Consider the following 22489-nt stretch of genomic DNA (forward strand, 5'->3'; position numbering starts at 1 on the left):
TTTGCTCATGCGCTTTCATGATGATCGCTGCAGCAACAAGATCGATCAAAGATGCAGCGCGGCAATTTCAATGATAGAACATAGATCCAAGGGCCATCGTGGGAGGAGGCGTGGAAATGCACGTAGAATCCACTTCACCGGACCTTGAAATCGGCACATCCGGAATTTGGGTTCGGATGCTCGGCCCTCTGACGGTCGAGCGGAACGGCGGCAAGCTTGAGCTTCCGGCATCGCGCAAGATGCGCGCACTCTTTGCTTATCTCGCACTTGCCCCGCATGCCGTAGGCCGCAGCCGCCTCTGCGAGCTCTTCTGGGATGTGCCCAACGATCCGCGAGGCGAACTGCGGTGGTGTCTCAGTAAACTGCGAAGCATACTCGACGAGCCGGGCCGCCGGCGCATCGAGGCCTCCAACGACATGGTCGCGCTGGATCTGGGTGACTGCCTGGTTGACGTTCTCGAGATCGCCTCCGCGACTAAGGAGGGAATTCCTAATCTCGACGCGAACCGGTTGCGGGCGCTGTCGGAACTGTTCGTTGGTGATTTTCTCGAAGGGCTGGAGATCGATCGCAGCTACCAGTTCAACAATTGGCTCATCGCTCAACGCCGCCGCTTCAGGGCCTGCCACACGGCAGTGCTGGAACGCCTTGTCGGATGCCTTTCGACGGATTCCGATGAAATCTTCCCGCTCCTGGAAAAGTGGAGCCAACTTGCCCCCTTCGACGGGCAGGCGCATGTGAGGCTGCTGGCCGCTTTGGCAGCGCGCGGGAAAATAGGCGAATGCGAGGAACATTTGGCTGCCACAGCGCGAATGTTCGAGGCCGAGAACCTGGATCTCGATCCCGTTCGCAAGGCCTGGGCGGATATCAGAAATCGGCGGCCGGCCGCATTGCGCGCCGCGGACGCAACTCCCCGAGCACTGGTTTTACCCGATGACATCGCCGGTGCCCCCCGCAGAGCCTCGCTTGCCGTGATGCCGTTTCTCGATGAATTGAACAAGGACGGCCGAAGTCGTACCCTTTCGGAGGGGCTCACCCACGACATCATCACCCGGTTGGCGAAGTTGAGGAACCTCTTCGTCATCGCGCGGGGCTCTGTCTTCGCACTCGCGGAGCAGAGCGTCGGCCCCGAGGATGCCGGACGGAGGCTGAACGTCGACTATGTCGCCAGCGGCACCGTGCAGCACCGGACAGACCGCATCACTGTCACGGTAGAGCTTGTCGAGGCACGGACGGCCAGGATTGTCTGGACCGAGGCCTTCGATCACAAGCCAGACGATGCCTTCCTGGTTCTTGACGAGATCGGCAACAGGATCGTCTCGTCGATTGCCAGCGAGATCGAGACGGTGGAACGAAATCGCGCGATCCTCAAACCGCCCAACTCGCTGGATGCCTGGGAAGCTTACCACCGCGGCCTTTGGCACATGTATCGGTTCACCAAGCCGGACAACGAACTGGCCCAGCATTTTTTCCAGATGTCGGTGCGTCTGGACCCTACTTTCGCCAGGGCGCATGCTGGCTTATCTTTCACGCATTGGCAGAATGCCTTCCAGCATTGGGCGGATCGCGAACGGGAAAGCGACCGGGCTTTCGAGGCCGCCGGGTTAAGCCTGATTGTCGACGATCACGATCCGGCCGCACATTGGGCCATGGGCCGGGCCCTGTGGCTGAGAGATCGCCAGGACGAGTCCATCGGCGAACTGGAGAGGGCCGTTGACCTGAGCCCGAACTTTGCTCTCGGCCACTATGCACTCGCCTTCGTTCATTCGCAGTCGGGCGATCCGCAAACCGCAATCGGGTCATCCGATCATTCTCGCCATCTCAGCCCGTTCGACCCGCTTCTGTTCGGCATGCTTGGTGCCCGGGCAATGGCGCATATTCGCCTGGGGCAATTCGATGAAGCGGCGGAGTGGGCGCTCAAGGCGGCGGCCCGTCCCAACGCCCATGCCATTATACTTGCGATCGCGGCCCATTGCCTTGCATTGGCGGGGCGGGTCGATGAGGGTAGAGCCTTCGCCGCCACCATTCGCAACACGCTTCCGCATTACCGGATCGATGACTTCCTCGCCACATTCCGATTCACCGAGGATGCCGCTGCCCTGTTCCGTCAGGGCGCCAAGCGAATTGGGCTTGATTGATGCGCGATCATACGACCGCTTGCTCGATGCGGGAACGGCCCGGACCAAACACCTGGGTCAGAATTTCCCGATAAGGTCGGATGCAACAAGGTTTGAGCTCTGGCGCTTGCGGATTTCGAAGCCGAGGTCGATGGTCTTGCTCTCGCCGCCGGAGCCCTCGATCGCCTCAACGAGCATGTTCACCGCATGCCGGCCCATTTCGTAACGATAGGTGCGCACGCTGGTGATCGGCGGCTCGGCCGTCGCCATCATCTCAAGATCGTTGAAGCCGCAGATGCCCAGCCAGGCGGGCACGGGAATTCGGCGGCGCTGTGCCTCGAACATGACACCGAGTGCCAGATCGTCATTGTTGCAGAACACGGCGTCGAGATCAGGCGCGCGGTCGATCAGTTCCGCGAAGAGCTGAGCGCCCAGCGTCACCGTCGAGGCAGCCGTCGTGGTGATGACCCTGCTTTCGGAAAACAGACCCGCCCCTGAAGCCGTGTCGCGGAAGCCGCGCAGGCGGCGCTGCGAACGGGGATCCATGCGGGCGCCGATGAACCCGAGGCCCCGGTAGCCCTGCTCGATGAGATGCCGTGTGGCCGCACATGCTGCGTCGTAGTGGGAAAAACCGACCATCAGATCCACGGGGTTGTCGTCGATCTCCATGATCTGCACGACGGGACAGGCGGCCCTCTCCAGCAGCTCGCGGGATTTTTCCGACTGGTCGATGCCGGTGACGATCAGCCCGGCCGGCTTCTGGCCCAGGAAAACCTTCAAGAGGCTTTCCTCCCTCAGCGCGGAATAGCGCGAATTTGCCAGCTGGATGTCGTAGTCCGTGCTCTCCAGCGCGGTGTAGATGCCGAGCAGCACCTCGGCAAAGACGTTGTTGGTGACCGAAGGTATGATCACGCCGATGACGTTCGTCCGGCTCGAGGCAAGGGTGCGCGCCGCCGGATTGGGCACATAGCCGAGATCGTCTATCGCCCGCGCAATCTCCTCGCGCAGCCGCGGCGAGACCTTGTCCGGCATGCGCAGGGCCCGCGAAACGGTGATAGCGCTGACACCGACCCGGGCCGCGACATCCGCAAGTGTTGCTTTCCTGAAGTTTCGCACGATATCGGATTTCCAGCCGCATCTTGATGACGAATCCTATCTCACCCCATTGACATATGCCAGCGCCACCCCCTATGACAGCGCTAACATCGAGAACCATGCCGGGGAGGAGTGTATGGTCGGCCTTTGCAGGAACGTGGTGGTGATGGGCGTCTGCGGCGTGGGCAAATCCACAGTCGCCAGCCGTCTGGCCGCCCGCTGCAATGGCCATTTCCTGGAAGGCGACCAGTTTCATCCTCCCGAGAATGTCGGGGCGATGGCGAGCGGCATTCCGCTGACGGACAAGGAGCGCTGGGTCTGGCTCGGGGAAATCTGCAACGGGATCGGAGCACTCAATGCCCGCGACGACGCGCCCGTCTTCCTCGCATGCTCGGCGCTCAAGCGCAGCTATCGCACGCTGCTGCGGGTCCGCACGGGGCCCCTCGCGATCATCCATCTTGACGGCGACAGCGCGATCATCCATCAGCGCCTGCATGCGCGCCGGGACCATTTCATGCCGCCGTCCCTGCTGGGCAGCCAGTTGCGGGACCTCGAGCCGCCCGACACGCATGCGGAGGCACCCGTCCGCCGGTTCGATATCGCGCGCAGTCTTGACCAGATCATAGAGGAAGCGGAGCATTTTTGCCGGCGTCACGTTGCCAGCGCCGGTCGATCCCCAAGCGGGGAAACACCAAGCAGGCAACAAATTCCATGATGGCCGCTGGCCATAACTCAGGAGGAGAAACACCATGAAATTCATCCCGAAACTTGCGCTGGCCGCCGTGGCGGCGATCGCTCTGTCGAGCGCGGCCTCCGCCCAGGAGTTCTCGTTCAAGTTCCAGTCGAGCGACCCTTCGGGCAACCCTAACTTCGAGCTGCAGAAGGGCTGGACCGAGACGCTGGAGGAGCGCACGGACGGCAAGGTCAAGATTGAGCTGCTGCCTGTCGGCTCGGTGGTCGAGTATAACGAAACGCAGGACGCGATCGCGGCCGGCATTCTCGACGGCCATATCACCGACACCTCCTATTTCGCCGGCAAGGATCCTGCTTTTGGACTGATCGCCAATCCGGTCGGTGCGTGGTCTGATCCTCAGCAGATGTTCGACTTCATGTCCGAGGGCGGCGGCAAGGAGCTGATGAATGAGATCCTCGAGCCTTACGGCCTGCATTTCATCGGCGCCACGACACCCGGTCTCGAAGCCTTCGTGTCCAACGTCCCGCTGGACAGCGTCGACGATCTTCAGGGTCTGAAGATGCGTGCGCCCGAGGGCCTGGTGCAGCAGGTGTTCGCTGCGGCGGGCGCCTCTCCGGTCAACCTGCCGGGTTCGGAAGTGTTCACGTCGCTCGACAAGGGTGTCATCGATGCGGCCGACTACAGCGTCTTCTCGACCAACCAGGCGCAGGGCCTTAACGAGATCGCGCCGCACCCGGTCTATCCGGGCTTCCATTCGATGCCGCTTGTCGAGGTGTCGATGAACAAGGAGAAGTGGGACGCGCTGCCGGACGACATCAAGACGGCCTTCGAGGAGACCGTGGCGGAGTTTGCCCAGCACCAGGTGTCCACGCTCGCCGAGAACGACCAGAAAGCGGTCGAGGAGGCCAAGGCCAGCGGCGAGATCACCGTCCATGACTGGTCGCCCGAAGAGCGCGCCAAATTCCGCAAGATCGCCATCGGCGAGTGGGAGGAAGTTGCCGCGAAGTCGGAGAACGCGCAGCGGGTCTACGAGTTGCTGACGTCGTATCTCACCAGCAAAGGTCTGGTCCAGTAAGGACCGGCGCACCGGCGGCGGCAGTGCCGCCGCCGGCTCATCGAGGGAGGGTCTTATGCGCGACGACGATCTGCCGGATGTCGAAGCGGTGCTCGAACAGGAAGTCGCCGCCCCGTTGCCGGAAGCCGGCATGCTGGGCAGGCTGATCGACCGCGGCGGGATCGTCTTCGCGATCGGCATCGTCCTGGCAATGCTCATCCTGATCCAGGAGGTCGTCCTGCGCTATTTCTTCAATGCGCCGACCATCTGGGCGCACGAGACGACCGTTTTCCTGGCCGCCACCGCCTTCCTTTATGGCGGCCTCTACTGCACGGTGCGCAACTCCCACATCCGCGTGGTGCTGCTTTACGATCTGGTGCAAGGCCGTGCGCGGCGCGTGCTCGACGCGGTGATCTCCCTCGTCTGCATGATCGCCACCGGCTTTTTTGCCTGGGCGGCCTGGCTGATGGTGCAGCGGGCCATCTTCAGGCCCGACGGCAGCGTCAGGTTCGAAACCTCCGGCAGCGCCTGGGACCCTGCCTTCCCCGCCTTTCTGAAGCTGTTTCTGCTCGCGGTGCTGGCGCTGATGGCCTTGCAGTTCTTGATCCTTGCCTTCAATTTCGCCCGCGCGGCCCTGGCGCGCCATTCGGAGACCACCTGATGCCGGAGACAACCTGATGGAGGGGCTCGGGTTCCTCTTCGACCTCAAATCGCTCGGCATCGAATATGGCACGCTTGTCATGTTCGCCATGCTCTTCGGCCTGCTGCTCGTCGGCATTCCGCTTGCCTATGTGACGCTTCTGGTCGCGCTCATCTTCGCGCTGGGCTGGTTCGGCCCCGCCTCGGTGCCGCTGATCACCAGCCGGGTCTATTCCTTCGTCTCGTCCTTCGTCTTCGTGTCGGTGCCGATGTTCGTGCTGATGGCGGCGCTGCTCGACCGCTCGGGCATCGCCCGCGACCTGTTCGACGCGATGAAGCTGATCGGCGGCCGGCTGCGCGGCGCCGTCGCCGTGCAGACCATCTTCCTCGCCGTGGTGCTGGCGGCCATGAGCGGCATCATCGGCGGCGAGATCGTGCTGCTCGGGCTGCTGGCCCTGCCCCAGATGCTGCGCCTTGGCTATGACCGCAATCTGGCTATAGGTGTCATCTGCGCGGGCGGCTCGCTCGGCACCATGATCCCGCCCTCCATTGTTCTCATCATCTACGGCCTGACTGCCAACGTCTCCATCGGCGACCTTTTCACCTCCGCGTTCATCCCCGGCTTCATGCTGGCGAGCTTCTATGTCGTTTATGTGCTGGTGCGCTGCTGGCTCAATCCCGCCCTTGCCCCGCTGCCCGAACCAGATCCGCGGCCGCTGGTCGAGCGGCTGACGCTCCTGAGGGGCATCATACTACCGATCATCGTCGTCATATTCGTGCTGGGCTCGATCTATGGCGGCATTGCTTCCGTCACCGAAGCCTCGGCTGTCGGTGTCGCCGGCGTTCTCCTTTCCACCGTCGTCCGTGGTGAGTTTTCGCTGCACATGCTCAAGGCCGCAGCGCTGCAGACGCTGTCGACCTGCGGCATGATCGTGTGGATCGGTATCGGCGCCAGCGCGCTGGTGGGGGTCTTCAACCTGATGGGAGGCATCGACTTTGTCGCGGGCCTGCTAACGGGGGTGTCGGAGAACCCGACGGTCATCATCCTTGTGATGATGGCGATTCTTTTCGTCCTCGGCATGTTCCTGGACTGGGTGGGCATTGCCCTGCTCACCATGCCGATATTCGTGCCTGTGGTCATAAACCTGGGCTATGATCCGGTGTGGTTCGGCGTGCTGTTTGCCATGAACATGCAGATATCCTTCCTGACGCCGCCTTTCGGCCCGGCCGCCTTTTACCTCAAAAGCGTGGCGCCCAAGGAAATCTCGCTGGGCATGATCTTCCGCGCGCTGCTGCCGTTCATCTGTCTCCAGGCTCTGGCCGTTGGTCTGCTTATCGCCTTCCCCGGCATCACCGGGCGGTAACCATTGGAGCGCGCCGCTGCAGAGTTCTGTCACAAACCGTTGACGAAAACGATTTGGCAGCGCCTCGGCACCCTTCCTGTCCGCCCGTGCCAAGAGGATGATCGAGCTCATTGCCACGCGGGACCTGGTGGTCGTCTTCGTCACCATCACCAGGCTCGAAGAACGGGCGACTGGTCCAGGAAAGCTACGCCAACAGCGTCCACGCCGATCCAGTCGGCCGCACGCACGAAACGCCCTCCGGCATAGCTTGTCCCCTCCCTCCCCGTTCGGCGATCTTCATCTCACGCTGTTTGTCCGCCTGCCCGGTGCCTTGCGCTCAGGCCGCTTCGCGATCCAGACTGCGCAGCCGGCCATGACGCCCGCCACTACGATGGCAAGCCATGGAGCGGGCTTCGCCCCGACGTAAAATAGCGCGTAGCCGGTTATCATGCCTGCACAGGCTATAAACTTTGCCCGGCGCGACATTGCACCATGTTCGCGCCAATCCCGCAGCACCGGCCCGAAGCGGGGATGATTAAGCAGCCACGCCTCCAGCCGCGGTGACGACCGGCCGAAACACCAGGCGGCTAGGATCAGGAAGATCGTGGTTGGCATGACCGGCAGGAATGCGCCGACAAAACCAAGCAACAACATCAGGCAGCCGAGCGCGACGAAACCCGCCTGCCGGCCTACCTTGAGCCGGGAACGGATGTACCAGTCGCGCTTTCCGTCCATCGTCATCGCTCCGGGTGAACAGGCTGCCGGATCGCCACACCGAGATCGGCCATGACCGTCCTATCCAAGCGCGCATGGGGTGCATGGTTGCTGCCTTCAGCCGGTTGCCGGTCAGCGCAGGATATCGGCAAGTTTTTCCGGCTTCTTCTCGCCGCGTGTGAGGTCGAGCCCCGAGAGAAGATCGACCATGTGGCTCTTCATCAGCCCGGCCGCTTCTTCGGCACGATGCGCTTCGATCGCATCGACCAGAGCATGGTGGGCGTGGCTTTCGCACGTCGTGTCCCGTCGCTTCCAATAGAGCGCGATGATCAGCGACGAGTGCGAGACGAGGTCGCGCACCATGGCCGTCAGGACCGAATGGTCGGTGATCTCGGCGATCCCCACGTGGAAGCGGGCCGACAGCGTGATCGCCTCGCTGTCACGACCGGCATGCAGCGCTTCATGCTCCTTATCCAGATGGCGTCGCAACAAGGCAATGTCCTGCGGACCGGCGGAGCCTGCGGCAAGAGCGGCGACCCGCGGTTCGATCAGCGCCCTGGCCTCGAAGACCTCGCGCGCTTCCTTTATCGACGGCTTGGCGACGAAGGCGCCGCGGTTCGGCTCCAACCGCGCCAGACGGTCGTGGGCAAGCGCCTGCAAGGCCGAGCGGATGACTGTGCGGCTGACCGAATAGATGGAGGCGAGCTCATCCTCGGGCAGCTTCGTGCCCGGGGCGAGGCGGTGGCTGACGATGGCTTGCCGAAGGCCATGATAGATCGGCGACCAGCGTGTCGAGCGCTTTTCCCCGTCGTCTTCCAGTCGTAGTGCGGTCAGTTCGTTCATGTTTCCTGGCGAACCTATGGCATTTAGGCAGAAAAACAAGAAGATGGAGCGTCCGCATGAACGCACGGCGCTCCAACTTCCTTACGGATCCGCGCCGGAGCAACTTCGACACCAGCGCATAGCTGTTCGAAGTCTCACATTGTTCGCATCGCCGTCAATCCCATCGGAAACGGCTTGCCAGCGGTTACCGTTTGACGGGCGTCGCGCCCACTGCGGCGGGGGCTCCACCGGCCTCTTCATCGACCGGGGACAAGGGCGCATGCATTCCGGCATAGCGTTTGCCACGGGGAAAGGCGTAGCCGCCGACCTTCGACGTCTTCAGTCCGATGCCGGCCATCGCCTCCGCCAGCTTCACCGCGCATGCCACACCGTCAAGAACCGGGATGTGGTGCTCTCCCGTCAGATCCTTCGCCAGATCGGCCATGCCGGCACAGCCCAGCACGATCGCCTCAGCGCCGTCATCCGCGATGGCACGCGCGATCTCCCGCGAAATCTTCTGTCGCGCCTTCGAGCCCGGAAGCTCGAGATCCAGCACGGGAACATCCGCCGCCCTCACTTTTGCGCAGCGTGTCGCCAAACCGTATTTCACCAGATTGTGCTCGATAGCCGGCACGGAGCGGGCAAGGGTCGTAACCACGCTGAACTTGCCCGCAAGAAGCGCGGCGAAATGGAAGGCGGCCTCACCGATGCCGAGAACCGGGGCCTCCGTCACGCAGCGCGCCGCATCGAGGCCGGTATCGTCGAAGCACGCGATCACATAGGCGTCCATCATCGGCGCCTTGCGCATCTGCGTGAGGATGCCGGGTATGGCAACGACCTCGTCGTAATAGCCCTCGATGCTGGGCGGGCCGTCCTCAGGGTTGACGGCGACGATCTCCGTTCCGGGCGCGGCCACGTAACGGGCGGCCAGGCCGATCTTGGCGGTCATTGAAGCCGTTGTATTGGGGTTGATGACGAGGATGCGCATTCAGACCGGCCTCAAAGTTCGCCGCCGAGATAAAGTTTTCGGACCCGCTCGTCGGTCAGCATCTCGGCGGAGTTGCCGCTCAGCGCGACGCTGCCGGTGGACAGCGCGTAGGCCCGCTGCGAAACGCGCAGCGCCATGCGGGAATTCTGTTCCACCAGGAGAACGCTCACCCCCTCGTCGCGGTTGATCGCCACGATCGAGCGGGCGATGTCCTGGACGAGCTTGGGCGCGATGCCGAGCGAGGGCTCGTCGAGCAGAAGCAGGCGTGGCCTGCTCATCAGTGCCCTGCCGATCACCAGCATCTGCTGCTCGCCGCCGCTCATGGTGCCGGCCTGCTGGGAATAGCGCTCCTTCAGGCGGGGAAATCGCGTCAACACCATGTCGATGCTGTCGCGGATCTCGTTCCTGTCGCCGCGCGTGAAGGCGCCCATCATCAGATTGTCGCGCACAGTCATGTAGGGGAAGACGCGCCGCCCCTCCGGCACCATGGAGATGCCCATGCGAACGATCTCGTCGGGCGCCGTGCCGTCGATCCGCTGTCCGCGGAAATGCACCTGCCCTTCCCTGATTTTCTGCAACCCCGTGATGGCGCGCAGGATGGAAGACTTCCCGGCTCCATTGGCGCCGATCAGCGCGACTGTCTCGCCCTCCTTGACCTCAAGGGACACGCCCTTCAGCGCGTAGACATGGTCATAATAGAGCTTCACGTCCTGAAATCTGAGAAGCTGATCCATGCTAGACTCCGATCGTTTCGTCTTCGGCACCGAGATAGGCTTCGATGACATTCGGGTCCTGCTGGATGTCTGCCGGCGATCCCTCGGCGATCTTGCTGCCGAAATTGAGAACGACGATACGATCGGAGATGCTCATCACCGCCGGCATGTCGTGCTCCACCAGGAGGACCGTGATGCCGCGTTCCCTCACCTTGTGGACCATCTCCACCGCCTTGCGCGTCTCATCGTGGTTCATGCCCGCGAAGGGTTCGTCGAGAAGCAGCACAGCCGGATTTGTGGCAAGGCCGATAGCGATGCCGAGCGCGCGCAGATGCCCGTGCGGCAGGTTGCTGGCCGTCTCGTCGCGCATCGGGGCAAGGCCAAGGAATTCGAGAATCTCGTCGGCCGAGCGGCCGAACTCCGCCTGGTCGCGGCGTGCCGCCACCGTGCCGAAATAAAAGCCGGCAAGGCTTGCCCGCGAGCGCAGATGATGCGCAGTGACGACATTGTCGCGTACGCTCATCCCCTTGAAGATGGTGGTCTCCTGGAACGTGCGGACGACGCCCTTGCGGGCCGCGGCATGAGGAGCGAGGCCGGAGATTCGCTCGCCCTTGAAGCGCACCTCGCCGGCGGTCGGAATCAGGAAGGAGGAGATCAGCTTGAACAGCGTCGATTTGCCGGCGCCGTTCGGGCCAATGACAGAGAGGATTTCGCGCTCCTCAACGGAAAACGAGACGTCGTTCACGGCGACAAGTCCGCCGAAGCGCTTCGTGAGACCGACGACTTCCAGAATCCGACTCATGCTTCCACCCCCTTCTTCCGTGCAGGCACGCCGTTCCCCTTCCGCTTCGGCAGGCTGAGGCTCAAGAGGCCGTTGGGCAGCACCAGCATGAGCGCGATAAGCACGGACGAGAAGATGAGAAGCTGGAAACGGCCGGTCTCGAACAGAAGGTCCCAACCGAAGTAAAGAACGAAGGTGCCGAGCATGGGCCCGAAGACATAGCTGAGCCCGCCGAGGAAGCAGTTGAGCATGAAGTTCACCGAATCGGCGACAGTGAAACTCGACGGATAGATCGACTGCGAAATGGCCGCGAACATGGCGCCGCCGACACCGCCGAGGAAGGAGGACATGGCGTAGGCGATGACGCGCAGATAAGCGATGTTAACGCCGATCGAGGAGGCAAGCTCCTCGTTCTGCTGCAGCGATTGGCACAACTGCCCGATGCGAGACCGCGACAGGCGGTAAAGCCCGGCGAAGCACAACGCCATGAGAAGCACGGCCACGATGTAGAAGGCCAGCCGCGGGTTGGCCAGCGTGGAAAAGTCCGGAATGATCGTCAGGCCGAACAGGCTTATCTCGCCAGGTAACGGGATGCTGACGATCCCCTTGGCGCCGTTGGTGATCGGCAGCGCCAGGGCAAGAAGGCGGGCGACCTCGGTAAGCACCAGGGAGATCATGGCGAAGTAGACACCGCGCAGCCGCAGGATCGGCAATCCGATCAGCACACTTGCCGCCGCACAGAACAGGCCGGCCAGCGGCAGGGTCAGCCAGAAGGAGACGCCGTAGCCGGTCACGAGGATGGCGGAGACATACCCGCCCATGAGCGCATAGGCGCCCTGCCCGATATTGATGCGACCGATATAGAAGGTGATCCAAACACCGGCGCTGATGATGGAAAGCAGGGCCACCGAAGTGAGCGTGTAATAAAAGTCGGTCCGCCCTGTCAGGTTGATCAGCACCGGCACGCCGACGAGCAATGTCAGAAGAAAGGCCGCCGAGGCCGCGATCTTGGTTGTCCGTGTCATTGCATCAACCCCACGGCTTGCCCATCAGCCCGTTCGGGCGAATGCTCAGGAAGACCATCAAAAGGGCGAAGATCACCAGATAGGTGACGTCGCCGAACTCGCGAAGCACTGTCAGGCCGACCGATTCCATCATGCCCAGGATGAAGCCGCCGGCGATCGCCCCGCCGACAACCCCGGCCCCCCCGATCATCACCATCAGGAAGGCCTTGATCGAGATCGGTCCGCCGATGCCCGAATTGACGCCGGTGATGGTGACGAGCAATCCGCCCACGACACCCGCGAGCATTGCTCCAAGTGCGAAGCCGATCATGGAATAGCGATTGACGTTCACGCCCATCAGCTGGGCCGCGATCCGATCCTGCGCAAGCGCCCGCATGGCCCGGCCGGGTTTGCTGTACTGCATGAACAGGACAAAGGCCGCGATCATGAGTACGGCAAGCACCCCGACGAGGATGCGGTCGTAGGGCAGGATCACCGCGTCGGAAATGAAAACGCCGTCGATAATCTTCGGAACGCCGCGCTGCTTCTCGCCGAAGAGCAGAAGGATGACGGAATCGAGGAAGAAGGCGATGGCCGCTGCGAGGAGCATGGTGCTTTCCTCGCGCACGCTGCGCCTGATCACCGTCCGGAACAGATACTTTTCGATCGCCGCACCGACCACCGCCAACGTGAGGCCCGAACAGACCAGAGCCACCGGAAAGGGCAGGCCGAGCTGGCCGTAGATCGTATAAGTGACGAAACCGCCCAGCACATAGAGCTGGCCATGCGCGAAATTGAGGACGTTCATCAGCGCGAAGATGAGCGTGAGCCCGAGCGCGATCAGGGCGTATTGGGCGCCGAGATAGAGCCCGTTGGCGATTACCTGTTCCATGTCGAGGGTGTCCGCTGCCGGGAGGCTCGGGCAGCGCCCGAACCTCCGTCACTCGTGGAATGCGGGCGCTGTGTCAGTCGACTTCGCCGATGAACAAGGTCTCGAAAGCGCCGTCCTTGAACTCCGTCACCACCATCGGCACCGAGATCTGCCGCTTCTGGCCGAAGGAGGACATGCCGACATATTTCAGCTCGCTTTCGCCCTTGATGTAGGGGTTCGGCGCGGAGAAGGTCTCCATCGTCTTCTTGAACTCCTCGACATCATCGATCGCCGCCGGGTTCGCCTTCAGGGTCTCGATGATGTAGTCGAGCGCATAGACCTTGGTGTTGGACTCGTCGTTATATTCTCCATAGGCCTTGGTATAGCGCTCGATGAACTCTTCCATCTCGGGTGAGCGGATTTCCGGTGTGGACGCACCACCGACGGAGATGAAGCCGTTGGCGAGTTCCCCCGCTCCCTCCTGCAGCACATTGGCATCCTGGGCGGTCTCTGCCGAAATCAGCCCCTGATAGCCGAGCTCCCGCGCGGAACGGATGAGCTGCGGGGCGTTGGCCGGGGCCACGCCGGACAGGACCAGGAGGTCTGGCTGCAAGCGCACGATAGGCGTCATGATCGGCGTGAAATCGCGCGTGTCGGTCTGATAGGTGTCGTTCTCGGCGACCACCTCGAGGCCCAACGCCTTGGCGGCTGCCACGCCGCTGTCGCGCTGGCTCAACGGATCGGACTCGTTGGCCGCAACGAAGGCGACCGTTTTGACGCCCTTGTTTTCCATCAGGTATTTGTAGATGGCCGGTCCCGACTGGTAGTTCGCAACCATGCCCAGAACCGCATTGGACGCGGGCGGAGTGTAGAGCTCCTTCGGGAAGGCGTAGGGAAAGTAGATGATGCCGTTGGCCTCGGCAACGGGGCGCACGGCCGCGGCGCCGTCATCGACATTCGGGCCGACCACGTAGTGGATGCCTTCCTGAGCCATTTTCTCCATGCCGGCGATGGCCCGCTTCGGATCCTTCTGGTCGTCGAAGGTCACGATGCTGATGTCGTAGGTCTCGTCGCCGATCTTGACCCCGCCGATTTCGTTCAGCCAGTCGGCCCGCACCTGCATCGAGCGCACATTCGATGTGCCCCAGGCGGCAGCGGGGCCGCTGGTCACGCCGACGAAGCCGATCTTCAAGGTCTTGTTCTGGGCGGCCGCGGAGGACAGGGCCGCGGCGGTGAACGCGAGCGCGGAAACGGCGCCGATAGCCAGCGTTTTCAGTGTCGTGCGTCTATTGATCATCTTCATTCCCCTTCTGGTCATCGCGCTTTTTATACGGTCATGCTCTTTGGCTGCGCGGATGACGTCCAGCGAAGTACGAAACGACAAGATTGTCAACATCTGATCAAAATTTTGTATACAAAATTTTGATCCGGTTGGTTCGATGCCGGGGAGCGACATGCAGCGGCGGCGCTGCAGGGACCATCAAGGAGGTGCGTATCCTCGTATCGCGCCAACGGCATCGGTTCAGCCCGCGTTCGCCATCGCTGTCGCTATGTAATTGGCGATCATCAGGTCGAGATGGGCGCCGCCACCATTCTTGAAGACGGTGATCTCATCGTCGGATGCGCGTCCGGTCGCTGTGCCGCTGACAAGGTCGTAGTGGTCGCCCTTCACAGCGTCAGCGGCAATGACCCCCGCGGCGATCGGGATCGTGAGCTCGCCAATATGGCCGATCGTGGTTTCCCGGCTATCGACAAAGAGCGATCCGCCCGCGATCAGCGCATCGTCGGCTTCACGCATATCGGCCTTGAAGGCACCGATAAGGTCCACGTGCGTCCCCGGTCTGATCCAGGCGCCAAGCAGCACCGGTTCGCGCGCCATGGTGGCGGTCGAGATAATGTCGGCTGCGCCGGCCGCTTCTTCCAGGTCGGGGGCGGCGGCGGTCTCCACACCCTCCACGCGCATGGATCCGGCCAGCGCCTCGGCCTGTTCATTCCGGCGTGCCCAGATCCGGACGTGCTTGATCGAGGGCATAATCGCCGTATAGGCGAGGATGAGGCTGCGTGCTACGGTGCCCGCCCCTACGATCAGCAGCCTTTCGCTGTCGGGTCGGGCCAGAAGGGAGGCGCCCAGAACCGAATCCCCCGCTGTCTTGAATTCGGTGACGAGCCGGCTTTCGATGATTGCAGTCAGTTGTCCGTGTTCGGGCTCGAACGTGAACATGGCCCCCTGTATGCTGGGCAGGTTTGCCTGCGGGTTCTTGCCGAAGACGGTGACCGATTTCACACCGAAGCCGAGCCCTTCGATAAAGGCGCCCCGGCTGAGCAGAGACCCCTCGGTCGGACCCAGGAACATGTCGGCCACCTGCGCCTTGGGGCGCTCGTGACCGGACCGCAGTGCGGCGACCGCACCGGGCCAGGTCAGCAGGGGCGCGGCCTCGTCATAGGTGATCAGGCGTGGGGTGATCATCATGGTGTTCCTTCATTCATGAATTTCGCGCAAGCCGGGATGCAATTCTCCAGACATTGATCGCCGAGGTCCAGCCGAAGTTCCAGCAGTTCGAGTACACTGATGACCACGGCAGCGGTGAACATACGCACTCCTTCGTTACCACATCCACGGCGCTCGCATTTGGCTGTTCGAACGGTCGAAATAAGACGGGTTCCGCCAGCGCGTTACCAGGCAAGGTGAGGCGTGCGGCGATGAGTGCAAAGTATGTGGCTTTTCACGCAGAAGGAATTTTGGCGATCATGCGCAGGCTGCGCCGGCAGGCCGCTCCGAATGCACCCGGCAGGCTTAGATTTGCGATCGGTAGTGCTTTCGGCTCGCCTCGTGGATCGGCCAGGGGTGAACCTCGGCCCCGACCTGCATCTGCACGTGCCGCTCGACATGCGGCTTCTTGGTGCCGCCATTGGCCTCGCCCCAAAGGATTGACAGTTTCGTTCCCTGATCGGCCAAATCCGCACGTACCACCGCGAGTGAAATCCAGGCCCGCTCGTTCGCCGAATAGACGGGATAGGTAGACAGGCCGACCTGCTGACCATCAAGCAGCACCTGGTCATAGGGATGGGCGGCATAATGGCCCGCAGGCAGCTCCATCAGTTTGGGACCCGGATACTGATCCATCAGGCCACCGAAAATCCCGAGCACGTCCGACTTGTCCCAGACCAGCGTGACCTTGGTGCGATGATCTTGCGTCGCCATCTCCTCGAGCGCTCTGCGCCCGATGAAATCGTGGTCGAACTTCACGATGCGGCCATAGTCGAGGTCAAAGGGTGTGAGATAGAATTCCTCCACATTGTCCGGTTGAAAGCTGCCGCCAACCGAGCACGTCGTCTCGAAGCTGTCGGCACCCAGCCATTCACGATAGGGACGCATGGCTTCCCCGGTATAGATCGCCGGCAGCGGCGACGGGATCCAGCCCGATTCCATTGCAGCGCAGGAATAGGCCCGCGAGCCCGCCCGCAGCATGCCATACTTGCCGCCGATTTCGAGCAGACGATCGTAGACCTTCTCGGCGTCACCGATGGGTCCCCAGATTTCAAGCCCCTTGGCACCGCCCATCCCGTGGCTGAGCGTACGTGCATGGCATCCGGCGATGGTGATCTCTCCCATGTTGAAGAACCTGGTGACCAGCGGACCGCCCTCATTGACCTCGTTGAGGATGTCCATCGCGAGCGGACCCTGCACCTCGTAGCGATACAGCTTGCGCGGCTTGTTGGGATTATCGAGGGAACGGGCGTCTAGTTCGGTCCGAACGTCGAAGCCGGCATTTTCCGCCTGAAACTTTATCCAGTTCGCAAGGGGCGGCCTTCCGACATAGAGAATTTCGTCATCCTCCAGCGCAAAGATGATGCCGTCGCCGATCACATATCCATCATAATTGCAGCAGACCAACTGCTTGGCCTTGTCACGCCCGAAGCCCTCAAAGCTGTTGACCCCCACATGCGCGAGCAACCTGATGGCATCAGGGCCGCGCACGTAAAGATCGGCCATATGGTAGGACTGATTGAGCAGTGCGGCGGCGTGACGCCAGGCGCGCATCTCCTCCATCCAATTGGTATATTGCGGCTGGATAGGAAAGACGTAGGGGCCGTCCTGCGCGTTCTGCAACATGTGCGACGGGTTACCGACGCGTTTGATCTTATCTTCAAGTGATTTGTCGGCCATCGCCCGGACTCCTCCCGAAATTCTCCGTCGGAATACCTATCATCCAGCGCCAGCGCTGGCATATGCTCATATTGAATAGCCATGATCATCTTGGTAATATCTGTATATGGCAGAGGAAGCCCGCATTTCACTGAAGCAGATGCGCGTTATAGACGCTGTGGCAGGAACCACGAGCTTCGAGCAGGCGGCGCGAACACTGAACACGAGCCAGCCGGTCGTTTCACGGACGATAGCCTCCGCCGAGAAAGCCTTGGGCGTAGCCCTGTTTCAACGCGGCTGGAGCGGGACGGAACCAACGTCATGGGGTGAGGCTGTCCTGAGGCACTGCTCAGCGGCGCTCAAGCTGATTCAAAAGGCGGAAGATGACATCGCCATCGCCGGCGGTCCCCGTCCGAATCTCAGGACTTTCCTGCGATGGCATCATCTTGATGCTGTCGCGGCGGTGGTGCGGCTCGAAAGCGCCTCGGCCGCATCCGTCCACCTGAATATGACACAACCGGCGATCAGCCGGTCGATCGCCGCTATCGCGCAGTATTCCAAGCAGACGCTTTTCAAGAGACGTCGCCACGGGCTTGAAGCAACCGAGCAGGCACGACGTCTTGCGGCACTTCGCGGCGAACTTCTTCAGGAACTGGGCGGCATAGAAACCTTCACGCTGGACACGAAACGTCGCCTGATCGGTCGTCTGGCGGTCGGGATGCTACCCTTTTCGGGACAAAACATAGTGGCAAAGGTCTTTGGAAGTCTGTCCGACCGTTATCCGGATTTGCGGCTGATGGCCGTGCCGGGCAGCTACAACATGCTCGCAGAAGCACTCCGGCGCAGGGAGATCGATTGCATGGTGGGGATTCTGAGAAACCCGCCGCCCTACAACGACCTTCGCGAAATCTTTCTTTACAATGAAAAGTTCGCCCTGGTCGCCCGGCATGACCACCCCTGCCACTCCCAACCGGTGTCCATCTCCACCCTGCAGGACGAGAAATGGATCGTCGCGCCTCACCGCACGCCGGTGCGCGCCTATTTCGAAGAATTGTTCCGGAATGTCGGCGCCGTGCCGCCGACACAGACCTGTGAAATCCTGTCCTTCGGCAACGCGGAACAGGTCATCATGAACAGCAATTCTATCGGCCTTTTGAGTTACAGTGACGAGAACCTCAAAAGTCTTCCCGACAGACTGCGCAAAGTAGAGATCGACCTCCCGGGATCGGAGATCGCCATAGGGTTGACCATCAGGAAGAGCGGGGGATCGTCAGCGATACTCAAGGTCTTCGAAGACCACCTCAGAGCGCAGGCGTCCTAGGGTCAGGCGGATGCCTGCCCTCGGCTCTCACTCGAAACCGAGAGCCAGATTGTGTCAGCCTCCGTCTATCGGCACGCGCAATGCGCTCCTGAACGCTGCAGCGGCCAGTTGCTCGATCGCGTTCCTGTAAAGATCGCGTTCAATGAGTGCCTTTCCAGCCCGATGCGACTGCGCCAAATCAAAATCGGTCGATTTTTGAGGACCCTTCCCGCAGGACCAGGATCGGATGGCACGCGGATCGATTATCCCGCGCGACCGTTTACAGCGCAGTCAGTGCCGCCATTCGGATTGCCGTGGCAGGTCGCCAGCGACATCCACATGGGCAGAGTCGCTTGCTGGCGGCAATTCCTTTTCAGAGAAGCGAAGGCTGAGAAGCCTCCCGTCGTCGGTCAGAAGATGGAGATCCCCGCGAGCGAACACCTCCCGCAAAACATCCGCAGGCATGCGGATTTCGCCGCTGCCGGTCACCTCTCCGGGTCTCCTCAGGAATCCGTCAAAATCGTAGTCCGCGCGGGCGAGGGTTTCATCCCTGCTTTTCAAGACACCGGCCCCACGAATGCCGCCAAGATACTGCATTAGCGATCTCCTTTTAAAGAGTTCTGGTTAGACGAGTGCATCTGCGTCCAGAGCTGCGGCCAGTTCCTCTGGATCGACTTCAACCACCTGATGCCGGACGCCTTCGACGGAAATCGCTGGAATGTGCAACATCGTGGCCGTGCGCCGGTAGGCAAGAAAGGAGAGACCGAAGATCTCCTCCTCGTCGACCACCAGACGATAGACCCCGGCAGGCTGCCGAATGTTGAAGGCACTCAGCATGAAGGGTTGCTGGAACGTGATCTGGGTATCGGTGGTGCGAATGGTCATCGGAGCCTCCGGCTCTTCTTTCATCTCCCCATCCGGGCGATCAGGGGAACTTGGCTTACCGGAAATCCGCCGCCCTCAGCACATACACAGTCCTGCGGGCGCTGCCGTAGATCTCGCGCGCGACGTCGTGGATCGTGGCGCGCGCTGCATCGAACGCGGCCAGATAATCCGCTTCACCGGCAGTTGCGGTATGCAGCGCATCGGTCTCGACGAAGAAGGGCACCTCGAACATACCGTCATGGCCGATGAAGCGAACGCGCTGCCCGACTTCGTCGTAGCTGCGGCTTCTATTGGGGAAAGTAAGCGTCATGATCGTATACCTCATAGGAATGGATTCTCAGTTCGTGGGCTACAGCTCTCCGCATTGCTGGGTGAACAATGGCACTCCCTCACACGCTGATCTCAGGAGCGTCAGGCTGCTGCGGCATGGAGAGTAAGTGCGACGGTGGCGGCGCTGATCCCATCACCGCTTCGGCGCGGGACCAGCCGCAGCTGACACGACCGCTCCTTGCACGAGCGCTGTCACCTTAAGACACCGGATCCCATGGAGTGTTCTTTTCTGCGGCCGGGTGTAGAGGGCCACATCCTCATATAGTCTCTTTGGCAATCGAATAACAGGAGTGCCAGATATTCTTCTCGGCGCAGGCGGGTTAAGTGGTCCGCCCTCAAGGCCTGGCCTATGCGGACCGCCAAGCGCTAAAGGTTGAAAAGCCAGGGGTCGCCCTTGCTAGCAAGCTGGCCGCCCTCCATGCGCGTCTCATAGGCCGATGAGGCCAGGACTTGATGAAACCCCTTCAGTAAGCGAGCCTCCATCGGCGCGCAGCCCGCGGGCGCCCCGGCCGGAAAGCCATCGGGCCATGTCAGCCGCTTGCCCCATCAGCCTGGTCTCGGGCGCCTTGCCGAACTCGATCGGTTCCTGCCTGTCGGTGGGAGACAACAGAATAGATGTCCTGCCTGACCACGCGGCCGCATGATCCCGGATCAGCGCATCGATAAAATCCGACGGCATGTCGGCAAAACGGCCGCCACTGTTCAGGTCCACCGCATGGAGCCAGAGTGCGCGTGCGCGGATTTCTGGTGTTTTTCTCAGCGCCAGCCGCCGGCCCGCCGCATCCTCCACGCAAGCGTCCCAGTCAGCATCGCTCAGATCGCGCCATTCAACGTTGAGGTGAACCTCCGAATGGTCGAACAGATAACGCAGCGCGCGCGACGGCAGGGTTGCCCCAAGTTCGACATCGCCGCTCGCCACCTGCGCGACGCGCGGAAGGGGCTCCTTCCGGCCGTTCCGAGCCCAAGCGACTACTTCGCTCAGGATACGAGCGTGGTAGCCGATATGTGCGATGATATGGCGCCGCGACAATCCGGGCAGCGCGGAAGGCGCGTCGAGATCGGCATCCGACAGCTCGTTGAGGAGGCGTGCGAAATAGGCAGTGCCGCGACGCGCCCAATCGAGTTGGCGGACGGGTGCGGCGGCCGCATCGTATCGGGCGCCACTGCCCTGCCGGGCCCGAAGTGCAGCGCGCGCCTCTTCGATGCTCTGACCCATCAATCGCCCACTTCCACATGGGTGCGGGCGAAGTTCAGCCGCTCCATGATCGGCGCATCGGAAAAGCAGAACAGATCGAACTGCGTTTCGGCCTGGAGGGACCAGCGCACCCAGGACGGGATCACGAATAGGTCGCCGATATTGAGCTTGTGCCTCACGCCATCGATGACAACTGCGCCCTCTCCCTCGAACACCTGGAAGACGGACGAGCCCACCTCCCGCCGCGTCGGCGTTTGCGTGCCGGCGCGCAGGCGATGGAACTCGCAGCGGATCGTCGACATCACGTCGCCACCCGTCGTGGGATTGACATAGCGGATGGCGGCATGGCCCTGCTCCACCGTCGCGGGCTGCCCCTCCTCCTCCAGCAGGAGCTGCTCGGTCAGGGCGCGGTCCGTGTGCTCCCAGCGATAGGCGCCGATGGGCGAGCTGACGGTGTCGCTAAGCCCGGACAGGGGACGCAGGCCCGGATGGCACCAGAGCCGCTCGCCCCGCGAAACGCGTGGCGTGGCGTAGTCGGTCACCCGGTCCGAGCCGAACTCGAAGAAGCCGACATCATTCTGCTGCGCAAAGGGGATATCGAGCCCGTCGATCCAGGCCATGGGTTTGTCGGTGTCGTTGTGATGACCGTGGAAATGCCAGCCTGGCGTCAGGAGCAGATCGCCGCGGCTCATTCGCACCGGGTCACCATTGACAACGGTCCAGACCCCCTCCCCTTCGACCACGAAACGGAAGGCGTTCTGCGCGTGGCGGTGCTCAGGCGCGGTTTCCCTCGGGCCGAGATATTGGATCGCGGCCCAGAGCGTGGGGCTGACATAGGCGTGGCCGCCCAGCCCCGGATTGGCGAGGCCGATGGCCCGCCGCTCGCCGCCACGCCCAACCGGCACGAGTTCGCCGGACTGCTCCGCAAGCGGCAGCAGCTCCGCCCATTTCCAGATGTGGGGCACAGCTCGCGGCTTGGGATGAATCGGCATCAGGTCGCCGAGCTGGGTCCAGAGCGGAATGAGATGCTGCTCCTCGAATCCCTTGTAGAGGGCGCGCAGCTCCAGCGTATCCTCTGGTTGCATTTCGTTGGCGGGAGTGTCTTCGTTTTTGTCAGGCACGGCGTGTCCTCCTGCTTGCGAATTGATGGTCAGGCAGCGTCCGGCTGGTTAGGGGGTGCCGCATCCCTGAAAGCGGGTATCTGGTCCAGCCGTTCAAAGATGCGGCCGATCGTCGGCCACGCCGACGTGCCGATTTCGAAGCGGCGGTTGTTCCAGACCTGCGCGTAAAGGCAAAGGTCGGCGAGCCCCGGCTTATTGCCATGACAGAGTTGGCCGGTCATGGGATCCGACGACAGCATCTTTTCCAGCGCATCGAAGGTGGTTTCGACCCAGTGGGTGAACCATTCCTTTTGCGCCGCCTCATCGGCGCCGAAGCGGTCCGCCAGATAGCCCAGCACCCGAAGATTGTTGAGCGGATGGACCTCGCAGGCGCTCATCAGCGCCAGCGCCCGCACCCGCGCCCTGCCATCGGGATCGGACGGCAGAAGGGCGGGTTCGGGATAGGTTTCCTCCAGCCACTCGATGATCGCCAGCGACTGCGTCATGATCGTGCCGTCCGGGCGCTCGAGCGTCGGCACAAGGCCGGCCGGGTTCATCGCCAGGTACTCCGGCGTTCGCGTATCTCCCCGCCGCAGGACATAGGGTACGTAGTCGTAGTCCAGGCCCTTGAGGTTCAGCGCTGCGCGCAGCCGCGTGGACGTCGATGAGCGGAAGAAATTGTGCAGCGTCAGGGTCATCG

General features: G+C 62.1%; 24 protein-coding genes. 6 read left to right on the forward strand and 18 right to left on the reverse strand.

Going from position 1 to position 22489, the window contains the following annotated elements:
• Positions 1-116 precede the first annotated feature (116 nt).
• On the forward strand, positions 117-2135 hold the full coding sequence (locus tag N1058_RS09555) for a BTAD domain-containing putative transcriptional regulator (protein ID WP_265517290.1): 2019 nt from the start codon (positions 117-119) through the stop codon (positions 2133-2135).
• Between the two features lie 57 nt (positions 2136-2192).
• Here the strand turns inward: N1058_RS09555 and gntR are convergent, their stop codons facing one another.
• The gene (gntR, locus tag N1058_RS09560; RefSeq protein ID WP_420847961.1) at positions 2193-3230 is read right to left on the reverse strand and encodes an HTH-type transcriptional regulator GntR; all 1038 of its coding nucleotides are present in this window, start codon (positions 3228-3230) and stop codon (positions 2193-2195) included.
• Between gntR and N1058_RS09565 the strand changes: the two genes are divergently transcribed.
• Genes N1058_RS09565 through N1058_RS09580 form a run of 4 tightly spaced genes read left to right on the forward strand, consistent with a single transcriptional unit; the run spans position 3145 to position 6960 of the window.
• Entirely contained in the window at positions 3145-3924 is a 780-nt protein-coding gene (locus tag N1058_RS09565) for a gluconokinase (RefSeq protein ID WP_265517291.1), read from the forward strand. The genes gntR and N1058_RS09565 overlap by 86 nt on opposite strands.
• Before the next feature lie 34 nt (positions 3925-3958).
• Positions 3959-4978 carry a TRAP transporter substrate-binding protein gene (locus N1058_RS09570; RefSeq protein WP_265517292.1) on the forward strand — a complete coding sequence of 340 codons (1020 nt, stop codon included), beginning with the start codon at positions 3959-3961 and terminating at the stop codon, positions 4976-4978.
• 55 nt (positions 4979-5033) lie between these two features.
• On the forward strand, positions 5034-5618 hold the full coding sequence (locus tag N1058_RS09575; protein WP_265517293.1) for a TRAP transporter small permease subunit: 585 nt from the start codon (positions 5034-5036) through the stop codon (positions 5616-5618).
• Positions 5619-5634: 16 nt separating this feature from the next.
• Positions 5635-6960 carry a TRAP transporter large permease gene (locus N1058_RS09580; RefSeq protein WP_265517294.1) on the forward strand — a complete coding sequence of 442 codons (1326 nt, stop codon included), beginning with the start codon at positions 5635-5637 and terminating at the stop codon, positions 6958-6960.
• A gap of 276 nt (positions 6961-7236) precedes the next feature.
• Here the strand turns inward: N1058_RS09580 and N1058_RS09585 are convergent, their stop codons facing one another.
• The 11 genes from N1058_RS09585 to N1058_RS09635 form a co-directional block, all read right to left on the reverse strand.
• Positions 7237-7674: a YbaN family protein gene (locus tag N1058_RS09585; RefSeq protein ID WP_265517295.1), complete on the reverse strand. Its 438-nt coding sequence runs from the start codon at positions 7672-7674 to the stop codon at positions 7237-7239.
• Between the two features lie 111 nt (positions 7675-7785).
• A complete protein-coding gene (locus N1058_RS09590; protein ID WP_265517296.1) occupies positions 7786-8496 on the reverse strand; it encodes a GntR family transcriptional regulator in 711 nt (236 codons plus the stop codon).
• 184 nt (positions 8497-8680) lie between these two features.
• Positions 8681-9463 carry an aspartate/glutamate racemase family protein gene (locus tag N1058_RS09595; RefSeq protein ID WP_265517297.1) on the reverse strand — a complete coding sequence of 261 codons (783 nt, stop codon included), beginning with the start codon at positions 9461-9463 and terminating at the stop codon, positions 8681-8683.
• An 11-nt stretch (positions 9464-9474) separates the two neighbouring features.
• A complete protein-coding gene (locus tag N1058_RS09600) occupies positions 9475-10197 on the reverse strand; it encodes an ABC transporter ATP-binding protein (protein WP_265517298.1) in 723 nt (240 codons plus the stop codon).
• Between the two features lies 1 nt (position 10198).
• On the reverse strand, positions 10199-10978 hold the full coding sequence (locus N1058_RS09605; protein ID WP_265517299.1) for an ABC transporter ATP-binding protein: 780 nt from the start codon (positions 10976-10978) through the stop codon (positions 10199-10201).
• The gene (locus tag N1058_RS09610) at positions 10975-11982 is read right to left on the reverse strand and encodes a branched-chain amino acid ABC transporter permease (protein WP_265517300.1); all 1008 of its coding nucleotides are present in this window, start codon (positions 11980-11982) and stop codon (positions 10975-10977) included. Before N1058_RS09610 ends, N1058_RS09605 begins: the two co-directional genes overlap by 4 nt.
• A 4-nt stretch (positions 11983-11986) precedes the next feature.
• Entirely contained in the window at positions 11987-12853 is an 867-nt protein-coding gene (locus tag N1058_RS09615) for a branched-chain amino acid ABC transporter permease (protein ID WP_265517301.1), read from the reverse strand.
• Positions 12854-12926: 73 nt separating this feature from the next.
• A complete protein-coding gene (locus N1058_RS09620) occupies positions 12927-14129 on the reverse strand; it encodes an ABC transporter substrate-binding protein (RefSeq protein ID WP_265517302.1) in 1203 nt (400 codons plus the stop codon).
• Positions 14130-14354: 225 nt separating this feature from the next.
• Entirely contained in the window at positions 14355-15302 is a 948-nt protein-coding gene (locus tag N1058_RS09625) for an ornithine cyclodeaminase family protein (RefSeq protein WP_265517303.1), read from the reverse strand.
• Positions 15299-15424, reverse strand: coding sequence for a hypothetical protein (locus N1058_RS09630; RefSeq protein ID WP_265517304.1), 126 nt, complete (start codon positions 15422-15424; stop codon positions 15299-15301). The genes N1058_RS09625 and N1058_RS09630 overlap by 4 nt, the downstream gene beginning before the upstream one ends.
• Before the next feature lie 202 nt (positions 15425-15626).
• Positions 15627-17000, reverse strand: coding sequence for an aminomethyl transferase family protein (locus tag N1058_RS09635; RefSeq protein ID WP_265517305.1), 1374 nt, complete (start codon positions 16998-17000; stop codon positions 15627-15629).
• A 139-nt stretch (positions 17001-17139) separates the two neighbouring features.
• Here N1058_RS09635 and N1058_RS09640 point away from each other — a divergent pair, with 139 nt between their 5' ends.
• Positions 17140-18300, forward strand: coding sequence for a LysR family transcriptional regulator (locus N1058_RS09640; protein WP_265517509.1), 1161 nt, complete (start codon positions 17140-17142; stop codon positions 18298-18300).
• Positions 18301-18570: 270 nt separating this feature from the next.
• Here N1058_RS09640 and N1058_RS09645 read toward each other — a convergent pair whose 3' ends face one another.
• The 6 genes from N1058_RS09645 to maiA form a co-directional block, all read right to left on the reverse strand.
• Positions 18571-18876, reverse strand: a complete 306-nt coding sequence (locus tag N1058_RS09645; RefSeq protein WP_265517306.1) for a hypothetical protein — start codon at positions 18874-18876, stop codon at positions 18571-18573.
• A 27-nt stretch (positions 18877-18903) separates the two neighbouring features.
• Positions 18904-19164 carry a hypothetical protein gene (locus N1058_RS09650; protein WP_265517307.1) on the reverse strand — a complete coding sequence of 87 codons (261 nt, stop codon included), beginning with the start codon at positions 19162-19164 and terminating at the stop codon, positions 18904-18906.
• Between the two features lie 55 nt (positions 19165-19219).
• Complete coding sequence (locus N1058_RS09655) at positions 19220-19474, reverse strand: DUF1488 family protein (RefSeq protein WP_265517308.1); 255 nt, start codon at positions 19472-19474, stop codon at positions 19220-19222.
• Between the two features lie 447 nt (positions 19475-19921).
• Positions 19922-20710 (reverse strand): maleylpyruvate isomerase N-terminal domain-containing protein, encoded by a 789-nt coding sequence (locus N1058_RS09660; RefSeq protein ID WP_265517309.1) that lies wholly within the window; start codon positions 20708-20710, stop codon positions 19922-19924.
• The gene (locus tag N1058_RS09665; protein ID WP_265517310.1) at positions 20710-21810 is read right to left on the reverse strand and encodes a cupin domain-containing protein; all 1101 of its coding nucleotides are present in this window, start codon (positions 21808-21810) and stop codon (positions 20710-20712) included. The genes N1058_RS09660 and N1058_RS09665 overlap by 1 nt, the downstream gene beginning before the upstream one ends.
• Positions 21811-21839: 29 nt before the next feature.
• Positions 21840-22487 (reverse strand): maleylacetoacetate isomerase, encoded by a 648-nt coding sequence (gene maiA, locus N1058_RS09670; protein WP_265517311.1) that lies wholly within the window; start codon positions 22485-22487, stop codon positions 21840-21842.
• Positions 22488-22489 lie beyond the last annotated feature (2 nt).

Source organism: Nitratireductor luteus (assembly GCF_026162365.1).
Taxonomy (GTDB): Bacteria; Pseudomonadota; Alphaproteobacteria; order Rhizobiales; family Rhizobiaceae; genus Chelativorans; species Chelativorans luteus.